The 20,880-nt window shown below is 26.7% G+C and carries 15 protein-coding genes; 6 read left to right on the plus strand and 9 right to left on the minus strand.

Annotated features, from left to right (window positions below):
• Positions 1-201 precede the first annotated feature (201 nt).
• Positions 202-1,797, minus strand: a complete 1,596-nt coding sequence (locus EXC58_RS01145) for an MAG5620 family putative phospho-sugar mutase (RefSeq protein WP_129725233.1) — start codon at positions 1,795-1,797, stop codon at positions 202-204.
• A 146-nt stretch (positions 1,798-1,943) separates the two neighbouring features.
• Here EXC58_RS01145 and EXC58_RS01150 point away from each other — a divergent pair, with 146 nt between their 5' ends.
• From EXC58_RS01150 to EXC58_RS04745, 5 genes are all read left to right on the plus strand, one after another.
• Entirely contained in the window at positions 1,944-3,830 is a 1,887-nt protein-coding gene (locus tag EXC58_RS01150; RefSeq protein ID WP_129725234.1) for a hypothetical protein, read from the plus strand.
• A gap of 68 nt (positions 3,831-3,898) precedes the next feature.
• On the plus strand, positions 3,899-4,165 hold the full coding sequence (rpsT, locus tag EXC58_RS01155) for a 30S ribosomal protein S20 (protein WP_129725235.1): 267 nt from the start codon (positions 3,899-3,901) through the stop codon (positions 4,163-4,165).
• A 142-nt stretch (positions 4,166-4,307) separates the two neighbouring features.
• On the plus strand, positions 4,308-6,425 hold the full coding sequence (locus EXC58_RS01160) for a DNA cytosine methyltransferase (RefSeq protein WP_129725236.1): 2,118 nt from the start codon (positions 4,308-4,310) through the stop codon (positions 6,423-6,425).
• Between the two features lie 80 nt (positions 6,426-6,505).
• Complete coding sequence (locus tag EXC58_RS01165) at positions 6,506-6,949, plus strand: single-stranded DNA-binding protein (protein WP_129725237.1); 444 nt, start codon at positions 6,506-6,508, stop codon at positions 6,947-6,949.
• Positions 6,950-7,363: 414 nt separating this feature from the next.
• Complete coding sequence (locus EXC58_RS04745) at positions 7,364-10,036, plus strand: PTS transporter subunit IIABC (protein WP_129725238.1); 2,673 nt, start codon at positions 7,364-7,366, stop codon at positions 10,034-10,036.
• A 62-nt stretch (positions 10,037-10,098) separates the two neighbouring features.
• Here EXC58_RS04745 and EXC58_RS04695 read toward each other — a convergent pair whose 3' ends face one another.
• The 8 genes from EXC58_RS04695 to EXC58_RS01205 form a co-directional block, all read right to left on the minus strand.
• Complete coding sequence (locus EXC58_RS04695) at positions 10,099-10,242, minus strand: hypothetical protein (protein ID WP_165177510.1); 144 nt, start codon at positions 10,240-10,242, stop codon at positions 10,099-10,101.
• Positions 10,243-10,709: 467 nt separating this feature from the next.
• Positions 10,710-11,033, minus strand: a complete 324-nt coding sequence (locus EXC58_RS01175; protein ID WP_129725239.1) for a hypothetical protein — start codon at positions 11,031-11,033, stop codon at positions 10,710-10,712.
• 153 nt (positions 11,034-11,186) lie between these two features.
• Positions 11,187-12,071: a hypothetical protein gene (locus tag EXC58_RS04750; RefSeq protein ID WP_197723780.1), complete on the minus strand. Its 885-nt coding sequence runs from the start codon at positions 12,069-12,071 to the stop codon at positions 11,187-11,189.
• A gap of 53 nt (positions 12,072-12,124) precedes the next feature.
• Positions 12,125-13,642, minus strand: coding sequence for a phospholipase D-like domain-containing protein (locus EXC58_RS01185; RefSeq protein WP_129725240.1), 1,518 nt, complete (start codon positions 13,640-13,642; stop codon positions 12,125-12,127).
• 73 nt (positions 13,643-13,715) lie between these two features.
• Positions 13,716-15,692 carry a hypothetical protein gene (locus EXC58_RS01190; protein WP_129725241.1) on the minus strand — a complete coding sequence of 659 codons (1,977 nt, stop codon included), beginning with the start codon at positions 15,690-15,692 and terminating at the stop codon, positions 13,716-13,718.
• Between the two features lie 12 nt (positions 15,693-15,704).
• A complete protein-coding gene (locus EXC58_RS01195) occupies positions 15,705-16,493 on the minus strand; it encodes an ABC transporter permease (RefSeq protein WP_129725242.1) in 789 nt (262 codons plus the stop codon).
• Positions 16,486-17,325 carry an ABC transporter permease gene (locus EXC58_RS01200; protein ID WP_129725243.1) on the minus strand — a complete coding sequence of 280 codons (840 nt, stop codon included), beginning with the start codon at positions 17,323-17,325 and terminating at the stop codon, positions 16,486-16,488. Before EXC58_RS01200 ends, EXC58_RS01195 begins: the two co-directional genes overlap by 8 nt.
• Positions 17,315-18,730 (minus strand): ABC transporter ATP-binding protein, encoded by a 1,416-nt coding sequence (locus EXC58_RS01205; protein WP_129725244.1) that lies wholly within the window; start codon positions 18,728-18,730, stop codon positions 17,315-17,317. Before EXC58_RS01205 ends, EXC58_RS01200 begins: the two co-directional genes overlap by 11 nt.
• A gap of 358 nt (positions 18,731-19,088) precedes the next feature.
• Here EXC58_RS01205 and EXC58_RS01210 point away from each other — a divergent pair, with 358 nt between their 5' ends.
• Entirely contained in the window at positions 19,089-20,873 is a 1,785-nt protein-coding gene (locus EXC58_RS01210; protein ID WP_223211613.1) for an ABC transporter ATP-binding protein, read from the plus strand.
• Positions 20,874-20,880 lie beyond the last annotated feature (7 nt).

Consider the following 20,880-nt stretch of genomic DNA (forward strand, 5'->3'; position numbering starts at 1 on the left):
ATTCTACCTAAAAATGTATATTTTTTTATAAAGAACAACTGATTTAAGAAAATTAAATTATTTTTATCAAATAAAAAATTAATTTTCCTTAAAAAATATCAAAATATTTTAATGAATTTTGATATTTAATTTAAAAACTTATGACTTTAATAAATTGGTGTTGTAGAATTCATAGTGGTTATTGTTCAAAAGATAAAAAAGTTATTTATAAGTCCTTTTGACTTTTTTGATAAACTTTTTATTAAAATACATTAATTGAAGCTTTCGAAATCAATTAATTGGTTTATGAAAATTAAACTCACAATGAACTGTTAAATTTTTACTTAAGGTATCATAACTGATAATTCACTGAAAGAAAAGATCTGGATGTAATTTTTTATTAGTTGAACAAATTAAAAATAAATATTGATGATTTTGAAATTTGTATTCTAAATTTTCTAAATGAGTAATTTCAAATTTTTTGTTAATAAAAAGATCTGTAGTTGGGAAATTACCTTTAAGTAATTCAATTTGCTCAGGATTTATTTTTAGCGTTTTTAAAGTGACTCAACTTTTAGCAAAATGTTCTTTCATTTTCAGTAATTTTAAATTTAACAAGTTATTGTTTTGCTTATATTTAACTAAAATTTCAATAAGTAAAAGCATCATCGAAATATTACTAAATTTAAAAGTATTATTATAATCACATAAATAAGAATCATTATTAAAACCAAAAATAACTTCTTTAGTATCTTTAAATGAGATAACTTTTAAAGCTTCAAAATTAAATGAATCAATTAATTCAATTAATAATTGTGGAGATTCAAGTGGCACTAAAATTTGTTTTTTCTCCTGTTTTCGTCACTTTAATACTTCATTTTTAATAAATAAATATGCTACTTGATACTGATTAAGTCAAATAAATTTATTCTTCTGTTTAATAAAAATTTTTAATTTATTATTATTTCCAATTAAGAAAATTACTTCAAAATTGAGAAAATTATCAAATAGCGAAAGAGCTTTAAAAGTATGTTTTTTAGCAGAATTATAATAATTAAACAAATAAGAATTATGAGAAATTTTAAATTTAATTTTCGAAGAGTTAAACAGAGTTTTCAAAAACTTAAAATCACTACTATTTTCTGTTAAAATAACCCCTTTAAATTGCTCATAATCAAAAAAGTGGTGTAGTTGCACTGGTAGTTTTTGAGAAGAATTTAACATTAAAAATTTTTCTAAATTAATATAAACCGGAACATCATCAAGACCAAAATTAATAAATTCTAAATCGTTATAAAAATAATCAATTAGTCTTTGCTGACTAAAAATACTTAAAGCTAAATTATCCATAAAAATAGATAAATAGTATTTTTGAGAAATGATATTTTTTTCAAAGATTAAAAAAGATATTTCTATATTTTGCGAATTTAAGGTTTTAATCATATTGGGAGTAATTTCTCTATGATCAAAAACAAAAACATTACATTTTTTAAGATTTAAATACGAAATAACCTTAGAAACAATATTATTCGAAATACTTGAATCAAAATAAATAATCACATTTGAAGCATTTTTCTGTGCAAGAAAATTATCATAAAAAGCTTTAATTAAATAAACAATTGAATAATAATTTAAATAGCTATATCCATATAACAAATTGCTTTCAAATTCAATTCCGAACATTGAAGCTTTGGGCTTGTTGAAAAAATTAGTGCTTGATTTTAGTTTTTGTATACTTGAGCTTAAAAAAGAAATATCCAAATTTTCATTGCTGTATAATACTTTTCAAAGTTCAATTTGTTTTAATTCTTTTTCCATAAGTAAAATTATACTTAATAAAAATAATCTATTTATCCTTTTAGCTACAAAAAACGTGAATAAAAAAACTAATTTTTTTTGAGAATTTTAAATTTATTTTTTAAAATATTACTTATTAAAGCTTAATTTAAAGCAGAATAGGAATGATGAAAACAAATAACGTAAAATATAATCTTAAACAAAAAGCTAAAAAAATTGCAATTACCACCCTTTCAATATCTTCAATAATATCAGTAACAGTTGCTACTTCAGTATATAAGATTAAAAGTGGATTTCATCCTTCTTTTTGAAACTATAAATCATATATTAGTGAATATAATCAGGAAATTATTAATAAAAACTTTGAATATAGAGAGTTTGATGAAGTTTCGGAGTTTTCAAAAGCAATAATTAATAATAAAACCTACGGTGGAATTGGAAGTGATTTTCAAATCGCTTCGCTAATTAAAAAAGATTTGCTTCAAAAAATCGATTTTAATAAATTGCTTCAACTAGAAAAACCTATTCAAAATTCAGAACAACTAAAGGTTGTTTTGCAAACTTTATATACTCCAAGTACTTGAGATCATCTAGCTTCGTATGATGAGATTTTAAAAACTGATGAAAATAATAAACCTTTTGATGATGGACCTCGTCATTTATGAGAATATACAATTCCTTACTACATTCAAGATGTAGTAATTGGAATTAATCCAACTAAAATTGCAAAAAATCAAGAAACTTTTGAAGATCCACAAAAAATTGATGATTTATTGCAAAAAAATAAAGAAAAACTACTGCAAAGCACTCAAAAAAAATTTAAAAAATATTCATTTTATAATATTTTCAACACCTTATTTAATAATGGCTTTAAAAATTTTACTATTACTGATGCAACTAGAAATAATATGCTTTTTGGTTCTTCGTATTGACCAAAATCTGCCAATTTTGAAGAAGATAATACCAAATTATATGGTGAATTTGTTAATGAAAATAATTACAAAGATCTTGTAGATAATTTTGTTAACTTAGTAAAAGATTCAACTGGATTTGGATTTAATAGCGCTGATAATGTCAATTTAAATCCTAATGGATTAAAACTTCTTAATGATTTAATTTGACCTCCAAATAAAGGAACTAAACCTACAGATATGGCACTAATGTTTAATGGAGATGCCCTAGATGCATGATATTCAGAAGATAATAGTACTGATAAAAATATTTTTATACCTAATGGAACTATTAAAGTTATTAGACCAGAGGAGAATTTGATTTTGCTTGATGGATTTATCCTTTCAAAAAAAATTAAAAAAGAAAATCAAGGACCTATTTATGAAGTTTTGAGAAAAACCTTTTTTCCGCAAAATTTAGGTCAATTAAACGATGAATATAATAAATTAAATAACGGTAATTTAAATATTTTTGACACAAAAATAAAACAGCAAGCATCAACAAATTTAATTACTAACTTTTACAAAGAATATTTAGAAAATATCTTTCAAGATCAAGAAAATGTCGATATTAAAAGCAAAATTATTAATAAACTTGCGCAAATTTATCAACAAACACTTTATAATGATGAGAATTTATATAACTTTAAAAATTTATACCAACCTTATTTAAATAATTTAACTGATGCTGAAAAGCAAATGCTTTTAAATGTATTAAATGATTATAATCAAAGAAATGATATTGAAGGACATTATGAATCTTTAACTCCATTAAATGAGTATATAAATCAATTAATTTATACTTTATCTTTTGTAAACTTTAATGAAAGTAGATATCTAGAAGAAGTTTTAAAAGTTAAATATCCAAATTTAGAAAACTTTGATTATATAAACTACACCCCCAGCAAAGAAGTTGAATTTGAAATAGTAAAACGTAATTACTTTGTTTTAGATGATAATACTATTGATAAAAACGCAATTGAAATTTACACTATTAAAGATAATTGAAAATATACTCAAGTTGTACATAAAGCAATCAATCCTGTTAGTGATCGTTTAACAACTTTTATTGATAATTATTATTATGAAAAACTAAAAAACTAGCTTTTAAAACTACATATTTGTTATATAATTAATAAGATTTTTCAACATTTAGAAAAAGGGAGGTTTACATGGCAAACATTAAATCTAAAATCAAAAGCATTGCAAAAATGGAAGCTGCCAGAGTTAAAAACTCAGCAATGAAATCAAGAGTAAAAACTGCAATTAGAAAAGCTAGAGAAGCAGTTTTAGCTAATGACGAAAAAGCAACTCAATTAGTTGCTAAAGCTCACTCTGTAATTGCAAAAGCTGTATCTAAAGGTGTTTTTCACGCTAATAAAGGTGCTAGAAAACACTCACGTTTAGATGAATTTGTTAACAAATCAAAACAAAAATAGTGTTAAAATTTTTTAACACTCATGAAATAAATTTATTTTACCTCAAGACTTTTGGGGTATTTTTTTATTTTTCATTGAAAAATACAAAAAACTTATAATATAAATAAAGGAAATTCAAAAACAAGAGGTTTTGCAATTAATTATGAAGAAATTTAAATTTATTGACTTATTTGCTGGAATTGGTGGTTTTAGATTAGCACTTGAAAAAGCTGGTGGAGAGTGTGTTTTTAGTTGTGAAATTGACCAACATGCACAATTAATATATAAAGAAAACTTTGATGAAATTTCTTTTGAAGATATTACAAAATTAGATGCAAGCTTAATTCCTGATTTTGACATTTTATCTGCAGGATTTCCTTGTCAAGCATTTTCTTCTGCTGGCCATAAAAAAGGTTTTGAGGATGCAGCAAGAGGAACTTTATTTTTTGATATTATTCGAATTTTAAAGACAAAACGTCCAAAAGTTTTCATCTTAGAAAATGTTAAAAATTTAATCAATCACGACAAAGGAAACACTTTATTTGTTATGCTTAAAGCTTTAGCTGAAATAGGATATTCAACTAATTATTCAGTTTTAAACGCAAAAGATTTCGGAGTTCCTCAAAATCGCGAAAGAATTGTCATTGTTGGGAATTTGAGCGGAAAAATTTTTGATTTTTCAAAATTAAATTTAAATCATGTTAGCTCTATGGAAGATTTTTTAGATACTCAAGGGGAATTTGAAATTTTAAGTAAAGACCAATATACTTTAATTGAACATCATTATGTAAAAAGACAAAAATCAGACCTGATTTTTGTAGGATATAGAAACAAAAACACACGAAACAAGGGAGTAAAAGTTAATTCAAAACATTTATCAAGAGTACATAAACAACCCAATAGAATTTATTCCACTCAAGGAGTTCACCCTACAATTGCATCTCAAGAATTATCTGGAAGATATTTTATATATGATGGTTCTCAAGTTCGAAAACTAACTATAAATGAAGTATATAAATTTATGGGATTTCCTGAACAATTTAAAAAAGTTGGCACAAACGCAAAGCTTTATGAAAGAATTGGAAATAGCGTTTGCGTTCCAATGATTGAAGAAATCGCAAAGCAAATTTTAGTTCAATTTAATCAAAAGACACAAAAATCAGTTCAAGTAAATGAATATTTAGAAAATCTTTATAAAAAGAGTTTAGAAATTAAAAATGTTGAATCTTTATCTTTAAATAATGAACAAATGCAAAATATTCAAACAATAATACAAAAAGAAGAAACTTTTAAAGCGGTTTTTACCGTTTTAATTTCAAGCTTAGTTTATAAATCTTTATATCCGCATCAAGATATAAGATATCATCAATCAAATATGAAAAATGGTTATAGTGGTCGTAGTTTTGATACTAAATACATTACTCCATTTTTAAAAACTAAACGCTTTACGGGAGCAATGAAAGAATCAGGGTGATTAACTCGCACTTTAGAACAGAATTTCCCATATGATTTAAACTATCCAGGTAAAATAAATAACAAAGATGTTAAAAAATCATTCTTAGAAATTATTAATAATGTTCAAAATTCAAGCGAAAAAGATTTAGCATATCGTTATCTTCTTGCTTTATTTAAAAAATCTTTAGAAACTAAAAATAAGAGAACTATTAAATTAATTAACCCAATTAAATCTGAATCTTTATACACAATTAACCAAATAATGACTCTTCTTGAAAAGCATTTTTACTATAAATATAAAAGTAGAGGTGCTTCGATTTTACCAGTTGTGGCTTTGTATAGTCTTTATGAATGTATTGTCAAAGAATTAAAAAGATTTCAAAACAAACAACTTCAACCTTTAGCTTCACATAATAGCCCTGATATTCAAAGCGGTTCTACTGGTGATATTGTTATTAAAAACAAAAGTGATAGTCAAATTTATGAATCTGTAGAAGTTAAATTCGATATTGACATTAACCAATTTACTATTGATGATGCTTATCAGAAAATAGCTCAAAATAAAATTCAAAGATATTATATTCTTAGCACTAAAAATATTGATAAATCTCAAATTAAGCAAATTGACTTATTATTACAAAAAATCAAAGAAAAACATGGTTGTCAGGTAATTGTTAATGGTGTTTTACCGACTTTAAAATATTATTTGCGTATGATTAAAAATACTGATAAATTTATCAAGAAATATCTAAAAAATCTTCAAAATAATAATGAAATTAACTTTGAACATAAGTTAGCTTGAAATGAAATTATTAAATCTACATAAAATTTTTTTGTGAAAATAGTCTCAATAATTCCTAAAGCTAATCTTATAATCAGAATTTTTGGTATAATAATACAAATTTTATGAATAAAACGATGCTTTTAGGTCGAATTGCTAGTCCGATTTTTTACGGGAAAACAATGAATCGTGTTGATCATGTTCGTTTTTCACTAGCTGTATCTCATAAAGGTCAACGAAATGATTTTATTCCTATTATTTGTTGAAACCAAATGGCAACATTTGCAAGAGATTATTTAACTAAAGGGTCTCTAGTGTATATTGAAGGTGAAATTATCGAAGCAAAATATTTTGCTGAGCATAATAAAGAAATTAACACTTCATTTGTAATTCAAGTCGAAAATTTAAAAGCATTTTCGTTTCGAAATAAAGATTCAATTAGACCAATTTTTTTAAATGTAGATGTTGTGGATCCACAATTGCACGATATTTTTGATAAGCACTTACAAAATAGTAAAAATAAATTTCAAGAATTTATATTGCCTAAAACCCTAAAAAAGAAAGGATAAAATGAATTTCACAGCTTTGCTTATTTTTGGTATTTTATTTTTTATTTTAGGAATATTACTAATTTTTTATTACAAAGTTTTTTCTTTAAAAAATCTCAGAAATTTTAAAGAAAATCAATTAAAGCAATTTCGTGAAAATCATCCTGAAAAAAAAAACATTTTCGCTACGAAAATACTGGATTATACATTCCTTCTTGAAATAGAATAAAATTTAACGCTCCAATTTTCTTTAGTGCAACTAGTTTTATTATTGCCATTTCATTAATGGCAAGGCTTGCTAGTTTATAAAATTAACCTTATTTGTGGAAAAAATTCCACTTTTTTTTTTTTTTTTTTGCTTTGACCAGTCAAATTCCTTAAAAATGGGCCATTATAAAATATAATTATTAGGAATTAATATATGAAAGGAGAAAAATGACTAATTCGCTTACTAGTTTCTTAGAAGGCTTTAAGAAAATGTTTTCTAAGAAAAAAGAAAAACAGAATTTAGACAATAGTGGAAATAGTAACGTTAGAAAAACTCTAGGTAAAATTTCCGGTGCGTTTATGTTGCCTATTTCAATTATGGCTATTTCTGGTCTTTGACTTGGTATTGGTGCAGCGATTGTAAGTAATGCGGGTGAAAACCAATCTCTTAAAACATTTGGATTATTTATTCAAAATTTAGGAGAACCGGTATTTGCTTTCTTACCGTTATTATTTGCAATTTCTTTTGTTATAGCCTTTACTGATGAAGCTGGGGTTGCGGTATTTGCCACCGTTATTGGTTTTGCAACATTTTTAGCAATTCAATCAGTTTTCATTAGCGATGTAAATACACAAGTAAAACAAGTAACAAAAGAATTTGGTGAAGTTAAAAATTATCCTGTGTATTTAGTAGATACATTAAATGCTTCAGGTACCACAACTCACGAAGTTCTTGTTAATAATGGTACAGCATACGAAATAACAAACGTACCAGGTAACGGAGTAAGAATTGTTCCATTTAAAGTTGATGATTCTAATATAACTGTTACACTTCAAGGTGATAAACCTATTTCATTTTTACTAAATAATGTAGGTTTAACATTTAAACCAAAAGAAGTTCATGGATACAAAGTTTTATTTGGTGGAGGAGGTAGAAATCCACAAACAATTGAAAGAATTGTTGGAACAACCATCGGAATTAAATCGCTTCAAACATCTGTTTTTGGTGGTTTAGCTGTTGGATTGCTTGTTCAATGAACCTACAATAGATTCCACACAATCCAATTCCCATCAATTGTTTCATTCTTTGCAGGAAAAAGATTCGTTGCAATTATTACAGTGCCTTTTGCCGCACTTCTTGCGTTTGTATTCTTAATTTTCTGACCATGAGTAGGATATGGACTTAGTGTATTTGGAAACGCACTAGGTAAAGTTCCTTATGGATTTGAGTCATTGATCTTTGGTATTGTAGAAAGAAGTTTAGTCCCATTTGGTCTTCACCACGCTTTCTATTCACCACTATGATACTCTGATGCTGGAGGTAGCTTAAACTTCTCTCTTGGAGAATGACTTCAAAAAAACCCAGATTTTGTCAACGAAATTAAAAATAATGCACAATATAAAGATCTAAAAACTTTGATTGATACTGTTGCTGCAACACCAAATAAATTTGTTGGTGATTCAACAATGTCAGTTAACATTTTACAATTTAATTTTAATACCGTTGTGTTCCCTGTTAAAGAAAACGGTGTGTTAAAACCTAGTGGTGAGACACCAATTTTTGACTTTATGTCACAACAACTTGGAATTAAAGCAGGAAGATTCCTAGATGGAAAATTCTCATTTATGATTTTAGGGCTTCCCGCCGCTGCAGCTGCAATGATATTTGCCGCTCCTAAAGAAAACAGAAAAGCAGCTATTAGTGCCGTAGTTCCAAGTGCAGTTACTACAATTGTTACTGGGGTTACAGAACCTATTGAATTTACATTCTTATTCTTATCACCATTTTTATTCTGAGGATTCCATGCATTCTTCTGTGGGGTTTCATTTATGTTAGCTAACTTGCTTAGCGTACATATTCCTCAAGTATTTTCAGGCGGATTCCTTGACTTAATAATTTATGGAATGATTCCTACACCAAAAGGAACTCACTTCTATTGAATATTTGTTGTTGGATTATTCTACATTCCACTTTACTTTGGATTCTTCTACTGATGAATTAAATTTAAAGATCTTAAAACACCAGGTAGAGGAGAAACAGTAAAATTATTTACTAAAGAAGATTATCTAAAAAACAAAGACGCTAAAAAAGCTGCTTCTCAAGTAGATCCTCAAGCTTTAGCTATTGTCGAAGCTTTTGGGGGCTTAGACAACATTACTGCACTTAACAACTGTGCTTCAAGATTAAGATATGATGTTAAAGACTCAACTCTTGTTAATCAAGATAAATTAAAACAACATGGAGCAGTCGCAATTAAAATTGAAGGTAAGAATCACGTTCAAGCAATTTTTGGTCCTGTTGCTGAGCAACTTAACACCAAAATTAGAAATTCTCGTGAAGCTATTGCAAAATTAAGCATGCACCAAATGGAAAAATTACCTTCACAACCAATGCACGCTAAAGAAGCAACAATGGTACAAACAAGTATGCTTGAAACTCCTGTACTGGTTAAATCAGCGGCTAAAGGTAAAGTTGTGCCTTTGTCAATGGTTAATGATGGTGTCTTCTCAGAAAAATTAATAGGGGATGGGTACGTTGTTGAATTTGCTGATGAAAAATTTGGATCAGTTTATTCACCTGTGGATGGAACTTTAAGTGTGGTATTTGAAACCAAACACGCATATGGTCTTGAAACAGCTGAAGGTGTACAAATTTTAATCCACATCGGAGTTGATACTGTTAGTTTAAATGGACAAGGATTTGAAAGCTTTGTTAAAGTTGGAGATAAAGTTAAAGCAGGTGATTTACTTGCTAAAGTTGATTTATCTCTGCTTAAAGCAAAAAACCTTAAAAATTCAGTAATTGTCGTTGTTTTAAATGAAAGTCCACATCAAGCACTTACATTTAAAGAGCTAGATAAAGAAGTTTCTACTGAAGATGTAATTTTAGAAGTTAGATAATAATTTAAGTTGTCAATTCAAAAACACCTCCAATGAGGTGTTTTTTGTAAATTTTAACTGGTTTATTGTATTTCGTAAGTTTTTCCATTTTGAGAAAATAATGATGAATATTCAAAGGCAATATCACTGCCTCTTCCTGCAGATTCAATGCTGTAATTTTCTGGTTTTGGACCATTAAATTGAAAAAAGTATTTTCCGTTAATCAAATCGTTGTGAATTTTCTCATAATTTTCTTTAAAAAATTCAAATTGATTATCTGGTTTAAAATCGGGTTTATTCTTTGAATTATAAGCTGATTTAAAAAAATTATATTTAGTTAATTCTTCTGAAGTATATGTATTTGTACTTTGAGTTCTTAATTTTTTAAAAGGCTTTGTTTTATCATCGTTTTTTTGCTGACTATCTGAAGTAAAATTAACTGTAATTTTTAAGTCTTTATCATTTCCTTTTGAATAAATAAATTCAAGTATTTTTAAAATATTATCAACAAACTCTTTTCACGATAAATTTGACTGAGATAAGGAACCAATCTTACTTAAATGTATATCTACTGTAATGCTATTTGAAGTTAAATTTACGTTATTATCTAATTCTTTTTGTTTTGAAGATTGAGTTTTTTCTTCAATATTTTTTTGATTAGATTCTTCTGAATTTTGTTGGCTTTCTACATTATTTAACTCATTTTTTCTGAATTTTCAGTAATTTTTGATTTTGAATTATTTATTTTGTTTTCTGGAGTTTTTTGCATTTGTGGCTTATTATCACTATCTTGAGAAGATTTGCTTCCATCATCAGCAACAACTGAATTTAATTTTTCATTACTCAATAAGTCATTCTCATTATTAATATTTTTATCCGGATTCTCAGATCCGGATTCTTCATTCGAAAATTCTGATTCAATATTTTTTGAACCAGTAGCATCAGAACAAGAAACAGAAGCAAAAGCAATTATAGGTGAAATCGCTAATAATAAAGGTCAGTAAAATGTTCTTTTCATAAATTCCTCTTAAACTTATTTAAGTATATTAATAAAGTAAATAAATTATAGACTAATACAAAAAAATCAAAATTTATCTTTTTTTGCTTAAAAAGAAAGATAACCACAACATCACTCTTCATGTTGTGGTTATCTAATCTAACTTAAATAAAATTACTGAATTTGCTCAGATTGCCCTCCTTGAGAAAGATATCTACTATATTGTATAAAAAGACCGTTTCCTCTTTGATCAGATTCAGAATTTACATTACTTTCTTGAGCAAAAGTTAGTAAATCTTGTTTAATTTTTTCGAAATTATTTTTAAAAAAATTCAAAGAATCAGATTGCGGAGTTGTTAAACCATAAGCCATTGTAAAATGAGAAGCATCAATAAAATCTTTTATTGTATATGTTTTATTGTTTTTAGTGCGAAGTCTTTTTATAATTTTAGTTCCATTATTTTCTTCTTGTTTTTCATTTTCTAAGTTAAAATCAATAGTTATTTGTAAATTTGGATCATAATTTTTAGAAATAATTCATTCAAAAATTTTTATAAGACCATTAGCAAATCCTAATGATGATTCTTTTCTATTGTTAGATCCTGGTATTTCATTTAAGCTTAATGTTGCAGTAAGTTTATTTGATTCGGGATCATTTTTTTCTGAAGCTGTTTTTGGTGATTCTTGAGTTGTATTTTCTCCGGAATTAGAATTGCTTGAAACTTCGGGAGTTTGTTTGTGAGAAGAACCAGAAGAACCTGATGATGATTCTGTTGGTGGGGTTACAATGGTAGAATTATTACCTTGTTGACCTTGTTGACCTTGTTGACCTTGTTGACCTTGTTGACCTTGTTGACCTTGTTGACCTTGTTGACCTTGTTGACCTTGTTGACCTTGTTGACCTTGTTGACCTTGTTGACCTTGTTGACCTTGTTGACCTTGTTGACCTTGTTGACCTTGGTTGTCTTGTGGCTGATTCGATTGAGAGCATGAAGCAGAAACAAAACTAATTGCAGGCACAATTGTTAATAATAAACCACAATAAAATTTCCTTTTCATAAATTTCCTTAACGTTATATATTTTTAGTATATTTTAAAAATTATATATGATTTTAAATTAAAGGTTTTAATCAATCAAATATAAATTTCTCAAACTTGTTATGATTAAGGTTTAATCCTTTGATTTCTTGTAATTCTAAGCATTTTTGATCATAATCTTCAAAAATTCGCATTACTTCTTTTACAGATTCACCACAAAAAATATCCATATTTTCATATTGGGAATATAAACTTCGATTATCCATATTAGTTGAGCCACTTCAAGCAATTTGCTCATCAACAAGTCCCATTTTTGAATGCATAAAAACTTGGTTATAAAGTTTAATAATTAATCCGTATTGTCTAAGAATTTCTAGTTGGGAAAGCGATATTTTATGAGCTACTTTATTGTCGGGAAGCCCTGGAAAATAGATAGTAACTTCCACTCCACTTTTAAGAGCTAATACAATAGCATTTTTTAGTGATTCAGAAATAGCAAAATATGGAGTTGCAATTTTAATACTTTTTTTTGCATTACTAATTATTTTAATTCAATAATATTCCGCTACTGAATAATCTAAATTTGGGGAATCGCTTACTTGAATAACATCGTTTTTATATGTTGATAATTTTTTAGTGTTTTTATATAAACTTTCTTCAAGATCTTTAATATCTTTTCCTGAAACAATTTTTCAAAATTTAGCAAAGTGTAAATTGTATTTATTAATAATTGGACCACTTAATTTATAGTTCATATCAACTCAATGTGCGTATTTTTTTGACAAAGAAGCATACTCATCAGAAATATTATTTCCACCAGTAAAAACGTATTCTGAATCAACAATAAATAGCTTTTCATGGTTGCGTAAAAAGCTATTTGAGTTTAGCAATGGATAATAAATTTTTCCTAAAATTTGGTATTCTAATCCTTTGCTTTTAAGCTTTTTAATTCGACGCTTTGGAAAAAACATTACTCCTAAATCATCTAAAATTCATTTAACTTTAACTTTTTCTTTGAGTTTTTGTTTAATTATTTTTTCAAGTTGGTCAAAAATTTCTGAACTCTTAATAATAAAAGAAACTATATAAATACTTTTTTTGGCTTTTTTAAGTGCTTCAAAAAGCTTTTCATAAAAATGATATCCTTCTTGAAAAAACTCAATATCTCCAGGTAAAGATAAATTATTATCTAATTTTTCTAAATGCGATAATTCTTCGGGATGACGATGTAAGGTTGCAATAGTATTTTTTTGTTGATAATAACTAATATTAAATTTAGGATCTTGATTGATTTTTTGCTCATTTTTATTGCGAAAAATCAACCCAAAAACCAAAAACACTAAATGACCCACAATCGGAAACAATAAAATTGCATAAATTCAACTTAATTTAGTGGCAGTTGGTCTTCTTTGGCTATGAATAATAAAGACAAATAAGGCATTTAAAATATACACCACTCCAACTCATAAATAAAAATATAAATAATTTACTCTATAAGTTAAAAAAACTACCGCTGTAATAAAACCGGCAAAAAGTAAAAAGAAAACAATAAAAATTACAAACCGAGATAAATTAAAGCTAAATTTTTTCATGTTAAAATTTTACAATATTTTGATATTGTAGATTTTAAAACATCACAATAAAAGAAAAAAGTTAAGCAAAAACTTAACTTTTGGTTCTTTTGAAATAATAATCAGAAATTAAACTACGCAATTTATCATTTACTGGTTTTATTGCAACTCGATTAATTCCATCATTAACATTAATATCATAAATATTAAGGGCACTTTGATCAATTTTCGAAAGATAATCTGCAAAGTAATTTCGACGAATAAATTGATAATCTCCACTTAATACTGAATCGTAATTTATAAAATCATAATTTTGAAGATTTTTTCACTTAGATGCAATTTCATCAGATAATTCATCTGAAGAAATATCAACTAATGCAATTTTTCAAGCAACAATATCTAGTAAAAAATCCTTAATCAATTCTTGAGATGATTTAACTTCGCTACTAAATTCTTCTGAATTACTTCAATTTTCAAATTCTTTAATTAAAATACTTATAATAAAATCATCTTGAGAATTATTTAATTTACTTTTCAAGGATTCTAATAATTCTTTTCGTCGTAATTCTTGTTGATAAAAGTTATAAATTTGTGTTGATAATAATTCAAATAGCTCCTTATATTGGTTGAGTAAATATTCTTTAATAAAATGTGGATAAGGATTTATTTTGAAATTTTGATCTTTATTATCTTCATCGCTATAAAACTGAGTAAATTTGTCTAAATTATTTGAATTTGACAAATCAATATAGTTAAAGATATTGTCAATAAAATTTTCTAAAGTATTTTTTATATACTCACTTGAATTTTCAAAATAGTTTTTAAAATAAACTTTTTGCAATGTTTTTCAATAATTAGCGATATTTTTTTCGGTTAATAAATTAATGCTTTTTGAAGTGATTTGGTCCAAAAATTGTGGATTTTTCTCTTCTAATTCATTAATAATTTTGGCAATTTGCGGAATTTCTTGATAAATGTTTTTCGAAAGATTTTTAATGACTTCTGAGCTATTACTTTCAGAAGCTTTAGATGAAATAACAAATCCATCAACCAATAATAAGTTTCCTTTTGGTCGAACAATTCGAATATTTCCATCTTCAACTCCATCAACATTTTCTTTTCCATAATATGAATCAATAGCATCTCCATTGTACATAATAGCTACATTAGTTTTAATTTCAGGATGAAGCAAATTGTTAACTATATTAAGCCCATCTCCTAAAAAATTAATATGAGCAGTATCTGAAACTGATAATCCGGTATTATCTTGAATTAAATCAACAAAAGCATCAATTAATTTATCATAAGTTAATTCAGTAACAGCTCCTGAATGTTGATTAAGTTTTTGATCTCCGTTATCTTCAGGAGAAACTCAATAAGTAGATCCATAGACCATATTATCTCGATTAGCGTCAGTAATATTTCAATTTTTAAATCCATTTTGAGTAAGGATTTTTAAAAGCGATGACATATCATAAAGTTTTTCTTGATATTCTGAACGATATTTTTCAAAATCAATACTTTCATCTTCGCCCTGATTTTCTGGTTTAATTGGCTTTTTAACAATGTTATAAGCAATTACCGAATCTTGCATATAATAAGGGAAAAAGTATTCTCAAAGATGAATTTTGTCTTCTTCTTTGGTGTTAGGTTCATTTAAATAATCATCATAACTAAGTATATGTTCTCATACAATTGGATGAATAATTAATTTTAAATATGCTTGAGTTCTTTTTTTGTTATTTTTTAAAGTAGGATCATTAAATAAAATTGAATAATCAATTTTAGCAATGCGATGAGTTTTAGCTAATCCAACAGCTTGAAAATCACTTCCAATTCCTGCGATGGCTTTATTATCAATTAATGATCGAGTGAATTCTTGAATTGAATCAAATTCTTTATATTCAAAGTTTTCACCAATTCCTTTAATATTATCAGGAGACATGTATGCTTTATAGTTATAAAAGCTAGGTTTGTAAGAATTATTTATCTTATAATAAAAAACCCCACCTAAAGCACTCGCAGAAAGAAACGGAACAGTTCAAATTAATATTTTTTTAAATAATTTCATTTTAAAAATATTTTATTTTTCCTTTTTAGCCTTGAAAAATGTGTAAATAATATTTCCGAAAATAACAATAAATAAAATAACTGTTCCAAGAACTAATCCTCAAGGTTTAAATTCTCCTTCATACATTTTTGTTCCAAGGGTTGGGGTGTTCGAAACCACATGAGTAATAATATAATCATCAAAGCTTAACACTGTTGAAACAATAACAATCATAATAATTGAAGGAATCATGTAAATAAAGTAAGTTTTTAATCATGCAAAAAACTTGTTATAACCTAAATCTTGAGCTGCTTCATATAAGTTGTTATTAAACTTTTCGCTTCGAGGAATTGCTAATGAAAGACCATAAGGCAAAATCATTACAGTATGAGCAACAATAACTCTTATAAATCCTTCTTTTTCAACTCCAATAATCCCAAAAAACAATCCAAAAACTAGCACTAATCCTAAAGCAGTAATGTTATCAGGATTAACAAGTGGAATTTTAGAACTGGAATTAACAAAAGATTTAATTACTTTATTTTTTTGCTTATAAAGTGCATATGCACTTAAAATTGATAAAACAACTACTAAAAATGACACTAAAATAGCAATTAATAAAGTATTAACAAAAGCTACATCTCTACGTTCGTCAAAAAGAGTTTTTCAATTATTTCAAGTAAAACCAGCTCAAACAGAATTATACTGACCTTTAATGGTTATATTAAAGCTAAAAATTGCTCCAGTAATTAAAGGTACATAGACCGCAATTAAAATTAAATATACATAAGAGCGCTTGAAAAAATTAACTATTTTATTCATATGTAGCTCCTTTTTTAATAAAGAAAATAATTCGTGGAATAATTAACACAAAAGCATAAATTGAAATAAAGATTCCACTAACAACAATAACAAGAGCTGAACCTGAAGAAAGATTAAAAGCATTTCCAGGATTAATTTTTTCATTAATTTGGTTCCCAATTAACTGTAATTGCGAAGAGTTTGGAAGTAATTTTTGCGAAACAACAAAAGTTGTTGCACTAGCAAGAAAAATTAAAGCAAAACCACTTAAAATTGCTTTAGTTCCATAAGGAATAATTACTCTAAAAAAGGTTCTAAAAGCATTATTACCTAAATCACTACTTGCTTCAATGATGTTTCTTGGCATATCTTTAAAAACAGTATATAAAGGCATAATCATTAGTGGTAAGTTTAAATATACCAATCCTGTAACGATAAATCAAATTGAATTTAAAGAATTAATGTCACTAGCAAAAATAAGTTGAAATAAACTTCTGAGTGCATAAATTCTAGCAATTGTAAAAATTGCTAGTGGAGAAACAACTAAGCTAAGTGCATAAATTCGAAAAATAGTCGAATTGCTTGTAGCTACAAAATATGAGTACGGAAGTGCAATAATTAAACAAATTATTGAGGCTAAAATTCCAACAATTAAGCTTCGCAAAATAATATTTCAAGTATGAGTGCTTTTTACAAGTTCTCAATTATCAAATCCTTCTCCATTACTGGTGAATGCTTTTGATAAAATCAAAATCATTGGAAGAACAATTAAAAGTAAAGCTACTAAAAAATATGGAATTAACAAAGAAGTTTTTTTACTTAAGTTCATTTTGGCAGCTAAGTTAGAAAACATTATTTTGATAATCTCACTTACTATCTTTTTTCATTAAGTGAATTGAATCAATAGTTCAACTTAAATAAACAGTTTGTCCTTCTTCGAATTTTTCAGCTGTTTCAACATAAATTTTTTGTTTTTCTTTAGTTTCAACAGTAATATAGTAGTAGCTTCCTCGATAAGTAATTTGTAAAATAGTCCCCATAATTTTATCTTGGGGATTTCTTGTTTCAAGACTCATATTAATATCTTCAGGTCTAATTAAAGCATCTAAAGTTTTTTCGCCAACAAAATCTTTTTGTTTGTGAATTGTTTTAAAGACTTTTCCAAGTACTCTAACCTTGTCTTCTTCAACAAATTGTGCATCAAAAATATTTGAATCACCAATAAATTTTGCCACTCAAATATTAACTGGAAAATCATAAATTTTTTTTGGTTCGTCATATTGCTCAATTTTTCCATCTCTCATAACCGCTACGCGATCTGAAAGTTCAAGGGCTTCATCTTGATCATGTGTTACAAAAACAAAAGTAATTCCCAATTCTTTTTGAATACTTCTAAGAAGAGCTTGCATTTTTTGACGAATCTTTGCATCAAGTGCAGACAAAGGTTCATCTAAAAGCAAAATTTCAGGTTCAACCACAAGCGAACGAGCAAGAGCAACTCTTTGTTTCATTCCTCCTGATAGTTGTGAAATTGATTTATTTTCGTTTCCTTTAAGCCCTACAACTTCAATAATTTTACTAATTTTATCCTCAAGCTCTTCTGAGGTCATTTTACGTTTGAAGTATTTGTTTTCAAAATCAACAGTTTTTTGTTGAACATAACTTTCTCAATATGAATAAGTAAAATCTGAATCATCTAACCAATCTTGAATTTTTCGTCATTGCTTTGTTCCAGGAGTTAAAGTTTTGAGTTTTTCTTCATAAGAAAGTTGCAGTTCATCAAGTTGTTGCATTTTTGTTTGAGCAACCTTAGTTCATTTTAAGGTTTTTTGTTTTAATAAATCAATATATTTTTCATCAATAATTTCTTTATTAACTTTTTTAAGTTTTAACCCAAAAGCAATGTTTCCTCATACATTTAAATGCGGAAAAAGTGCATAATCCTGAAAAATAGTTGATAAATTACGTTTGTGTGGAGGTAGATCTTTAATATCTAAACCATTAAATTTAACTTCCCCACGGGTAGCTCATTCAAATCCTCCAAGCAAACGCAAAATAGTAGTTTTTCCGCTTCCACTTGGTCCAAGCAAGGTAACAAATTCACCTTTTTTGATTTTTAAATCTACTTCTTTAAGTACGGTTTTTTCACCATATTCTTTAACGACTTCAATTAATTCAACGATATTATCGCTTTTAGCACGATTTCTAGTCTTAAAATCACCATTAACTTGTGGTGGCTGTGCATTGTTTGGTTGCATTTATTATTATGTTCCTTTCTATTAGTTTTATTTAGTTTTTTAAAATAAAACAATAGGGGAGGCTGTATCAAAGATATCATCACTATATTGAGCAATGATAAATCTTAATTTCGGATATTGTAAACAACAAAAATTTATTAACACAAATTTAGTTAATAATTTGATAATAAATTTAATTGAGTTTCTCATAGCTTTAATTTTATAAAAAAAATATTTATTTAATGCAAAAAAATAGAAAAATTGTGATTTTTAAATTGAATTTTTGCACTCAATTATTGGGAATAAAAATTATTAATTCAGCATTTAAATATATTTTGATATAATAAAACTTAAGTCAGAGGAGAATAATATGCTTAAAATGTTTAAGTTGTTACCAACAAAAATCAAAATGCTATTTTTTTATGGTATTTGTTGCATTTTAATTAATATTATTGGGACTATGATTATTCCTATTTTGCTTGCGCAATTTCTTCCAATTTTAACTTTTAAAAGCGGGACATTAAAAACGTTTGAAATAGTGCTATTTGAAAAGCTTACGATACTTCAAAGTAATAGCCAAAGTGATATTTTAATTAAATTAACCGCTTTAACATTATCTATTATCTTCTTTACAGTAATAGCTAATATTGGAGCGGTTTTAATTACAACTTGGGCAGGTGAGCAATCTTCAATGTTTTATCGGAACCAATTATTCCAAAAGTACCAAAAATTAAGCTTAAAAGATATTTCGCATTTAACTAAAGAAAGTTTAATTAACCGGATTTCAAATGATATTGCTCAGTACTGAGATTTTTTAATTAGTGCTACTAGTGCATTAATTAAAGCTCCTTTATTTATAATCATTGGTTTTGTGTTTGCTTTTTTAACTGATATGCAACTTTCATGATCAATTATTGTGGCCATTCCCTTAAATGTTGCAATTTTAGCTTTTATTTTTATTAAAAGTACAAAATTAATCAATGCAAACAGAGTTAACTTAGATCATCTAACTAAAGACGTTAGCGAAACTATAAATGGAGCTAGAGTAGTTAAAGTTTATAATCTCCAAACTAAACAAAAAATTAAATTTGATGTTTCAAACAATCGTTGATACAAAGTTGAAAGCAAAGTTTGAAAATTCATCTCAATTGGTAACCCTTCATTTTTTGTTATTGTTAATTTAATTATTGTTTTAATTTATTTTATTGGTGGATTTAGAATTATTAATGGTGGAGAAGTTAATCCTCAAGTAATTGCTAAGCTAAATGTTTTTGTTGAATATGAAGTTCTTATTTCCTTTGGAATTGTTGTTTTTGGACAATTTTTAGGAACAATGGTTAAAGCTAAAGTTTCTGCAAGACGCTATATCGAAGTATATGAACACCCTTATATTAATTTATTTGTTAAGCAAGGACACAAAATTGCAGGAACAAATTTTAATGTTGCTTTTAAAAATGTAAACTTCAAATATTTTAAAACCGCAAAAGAATATGCCATTGAAAATATTAATTTTGAAATTCCCTGGCAAAAAAGCTTTGGAATTATTGGTCCAACTGGCTCAGGAAAAAGCACAATAGCAAATTTACTAGTTAATAATATGTTTTTAGACGAAGGAAGTGTAACTTTATCTGATTATAATGTTAGCGAAATTAACACCAAAGATTTACATGCAAATGTAGGAATAGTTTATCAAGAAGCATTGCTATATTCTGGGACTATTAAAGAAAATTTATTATTTGCCAAACCAGATGCAACTAGCCAAGAAATGAATACCGCCTTAAAGGCAGCTTGTGCATACGATTTTGTTCATGCTTTTGACGAGGCACTTGAACATAAAATTGTTCAAGGTGGAAAAAACCTTTCCGGAGGACAAAAACAACGTCTTTCTATTGCTCGTACCTTATTACTTAATCCAAAAATCTTAATTTTAGATGATTCTACTTCAGCACTAGATAATATCACCACTAAAAATCTAATTGAAAATATTAAAAAATATTACCAATGCACTACTATTATTATTTCCCAAAAAATCAATTCAATTAAGCACGCAGATGAAATTATTGTTTTAGAAAAAGGAAAAATCATTGGTAAGGGAACACATGAAGAGCTTCTTGAAAGTTGTTCATGATATAATGATGTCTTTTTAAACCAAACTATGCACTAAAAGGAGC

Origin of the sequence: Mycoplasmopsis citelli (assembly GCF_900660645.1) — a bacterium.
Lineage (GTDB): Bacteria > Bacillota_I > Bacilli_A > Mycoplasmatales > Metamycoplasmataceae > Mycoplasmopsis > Mycoplasmopsis citelli.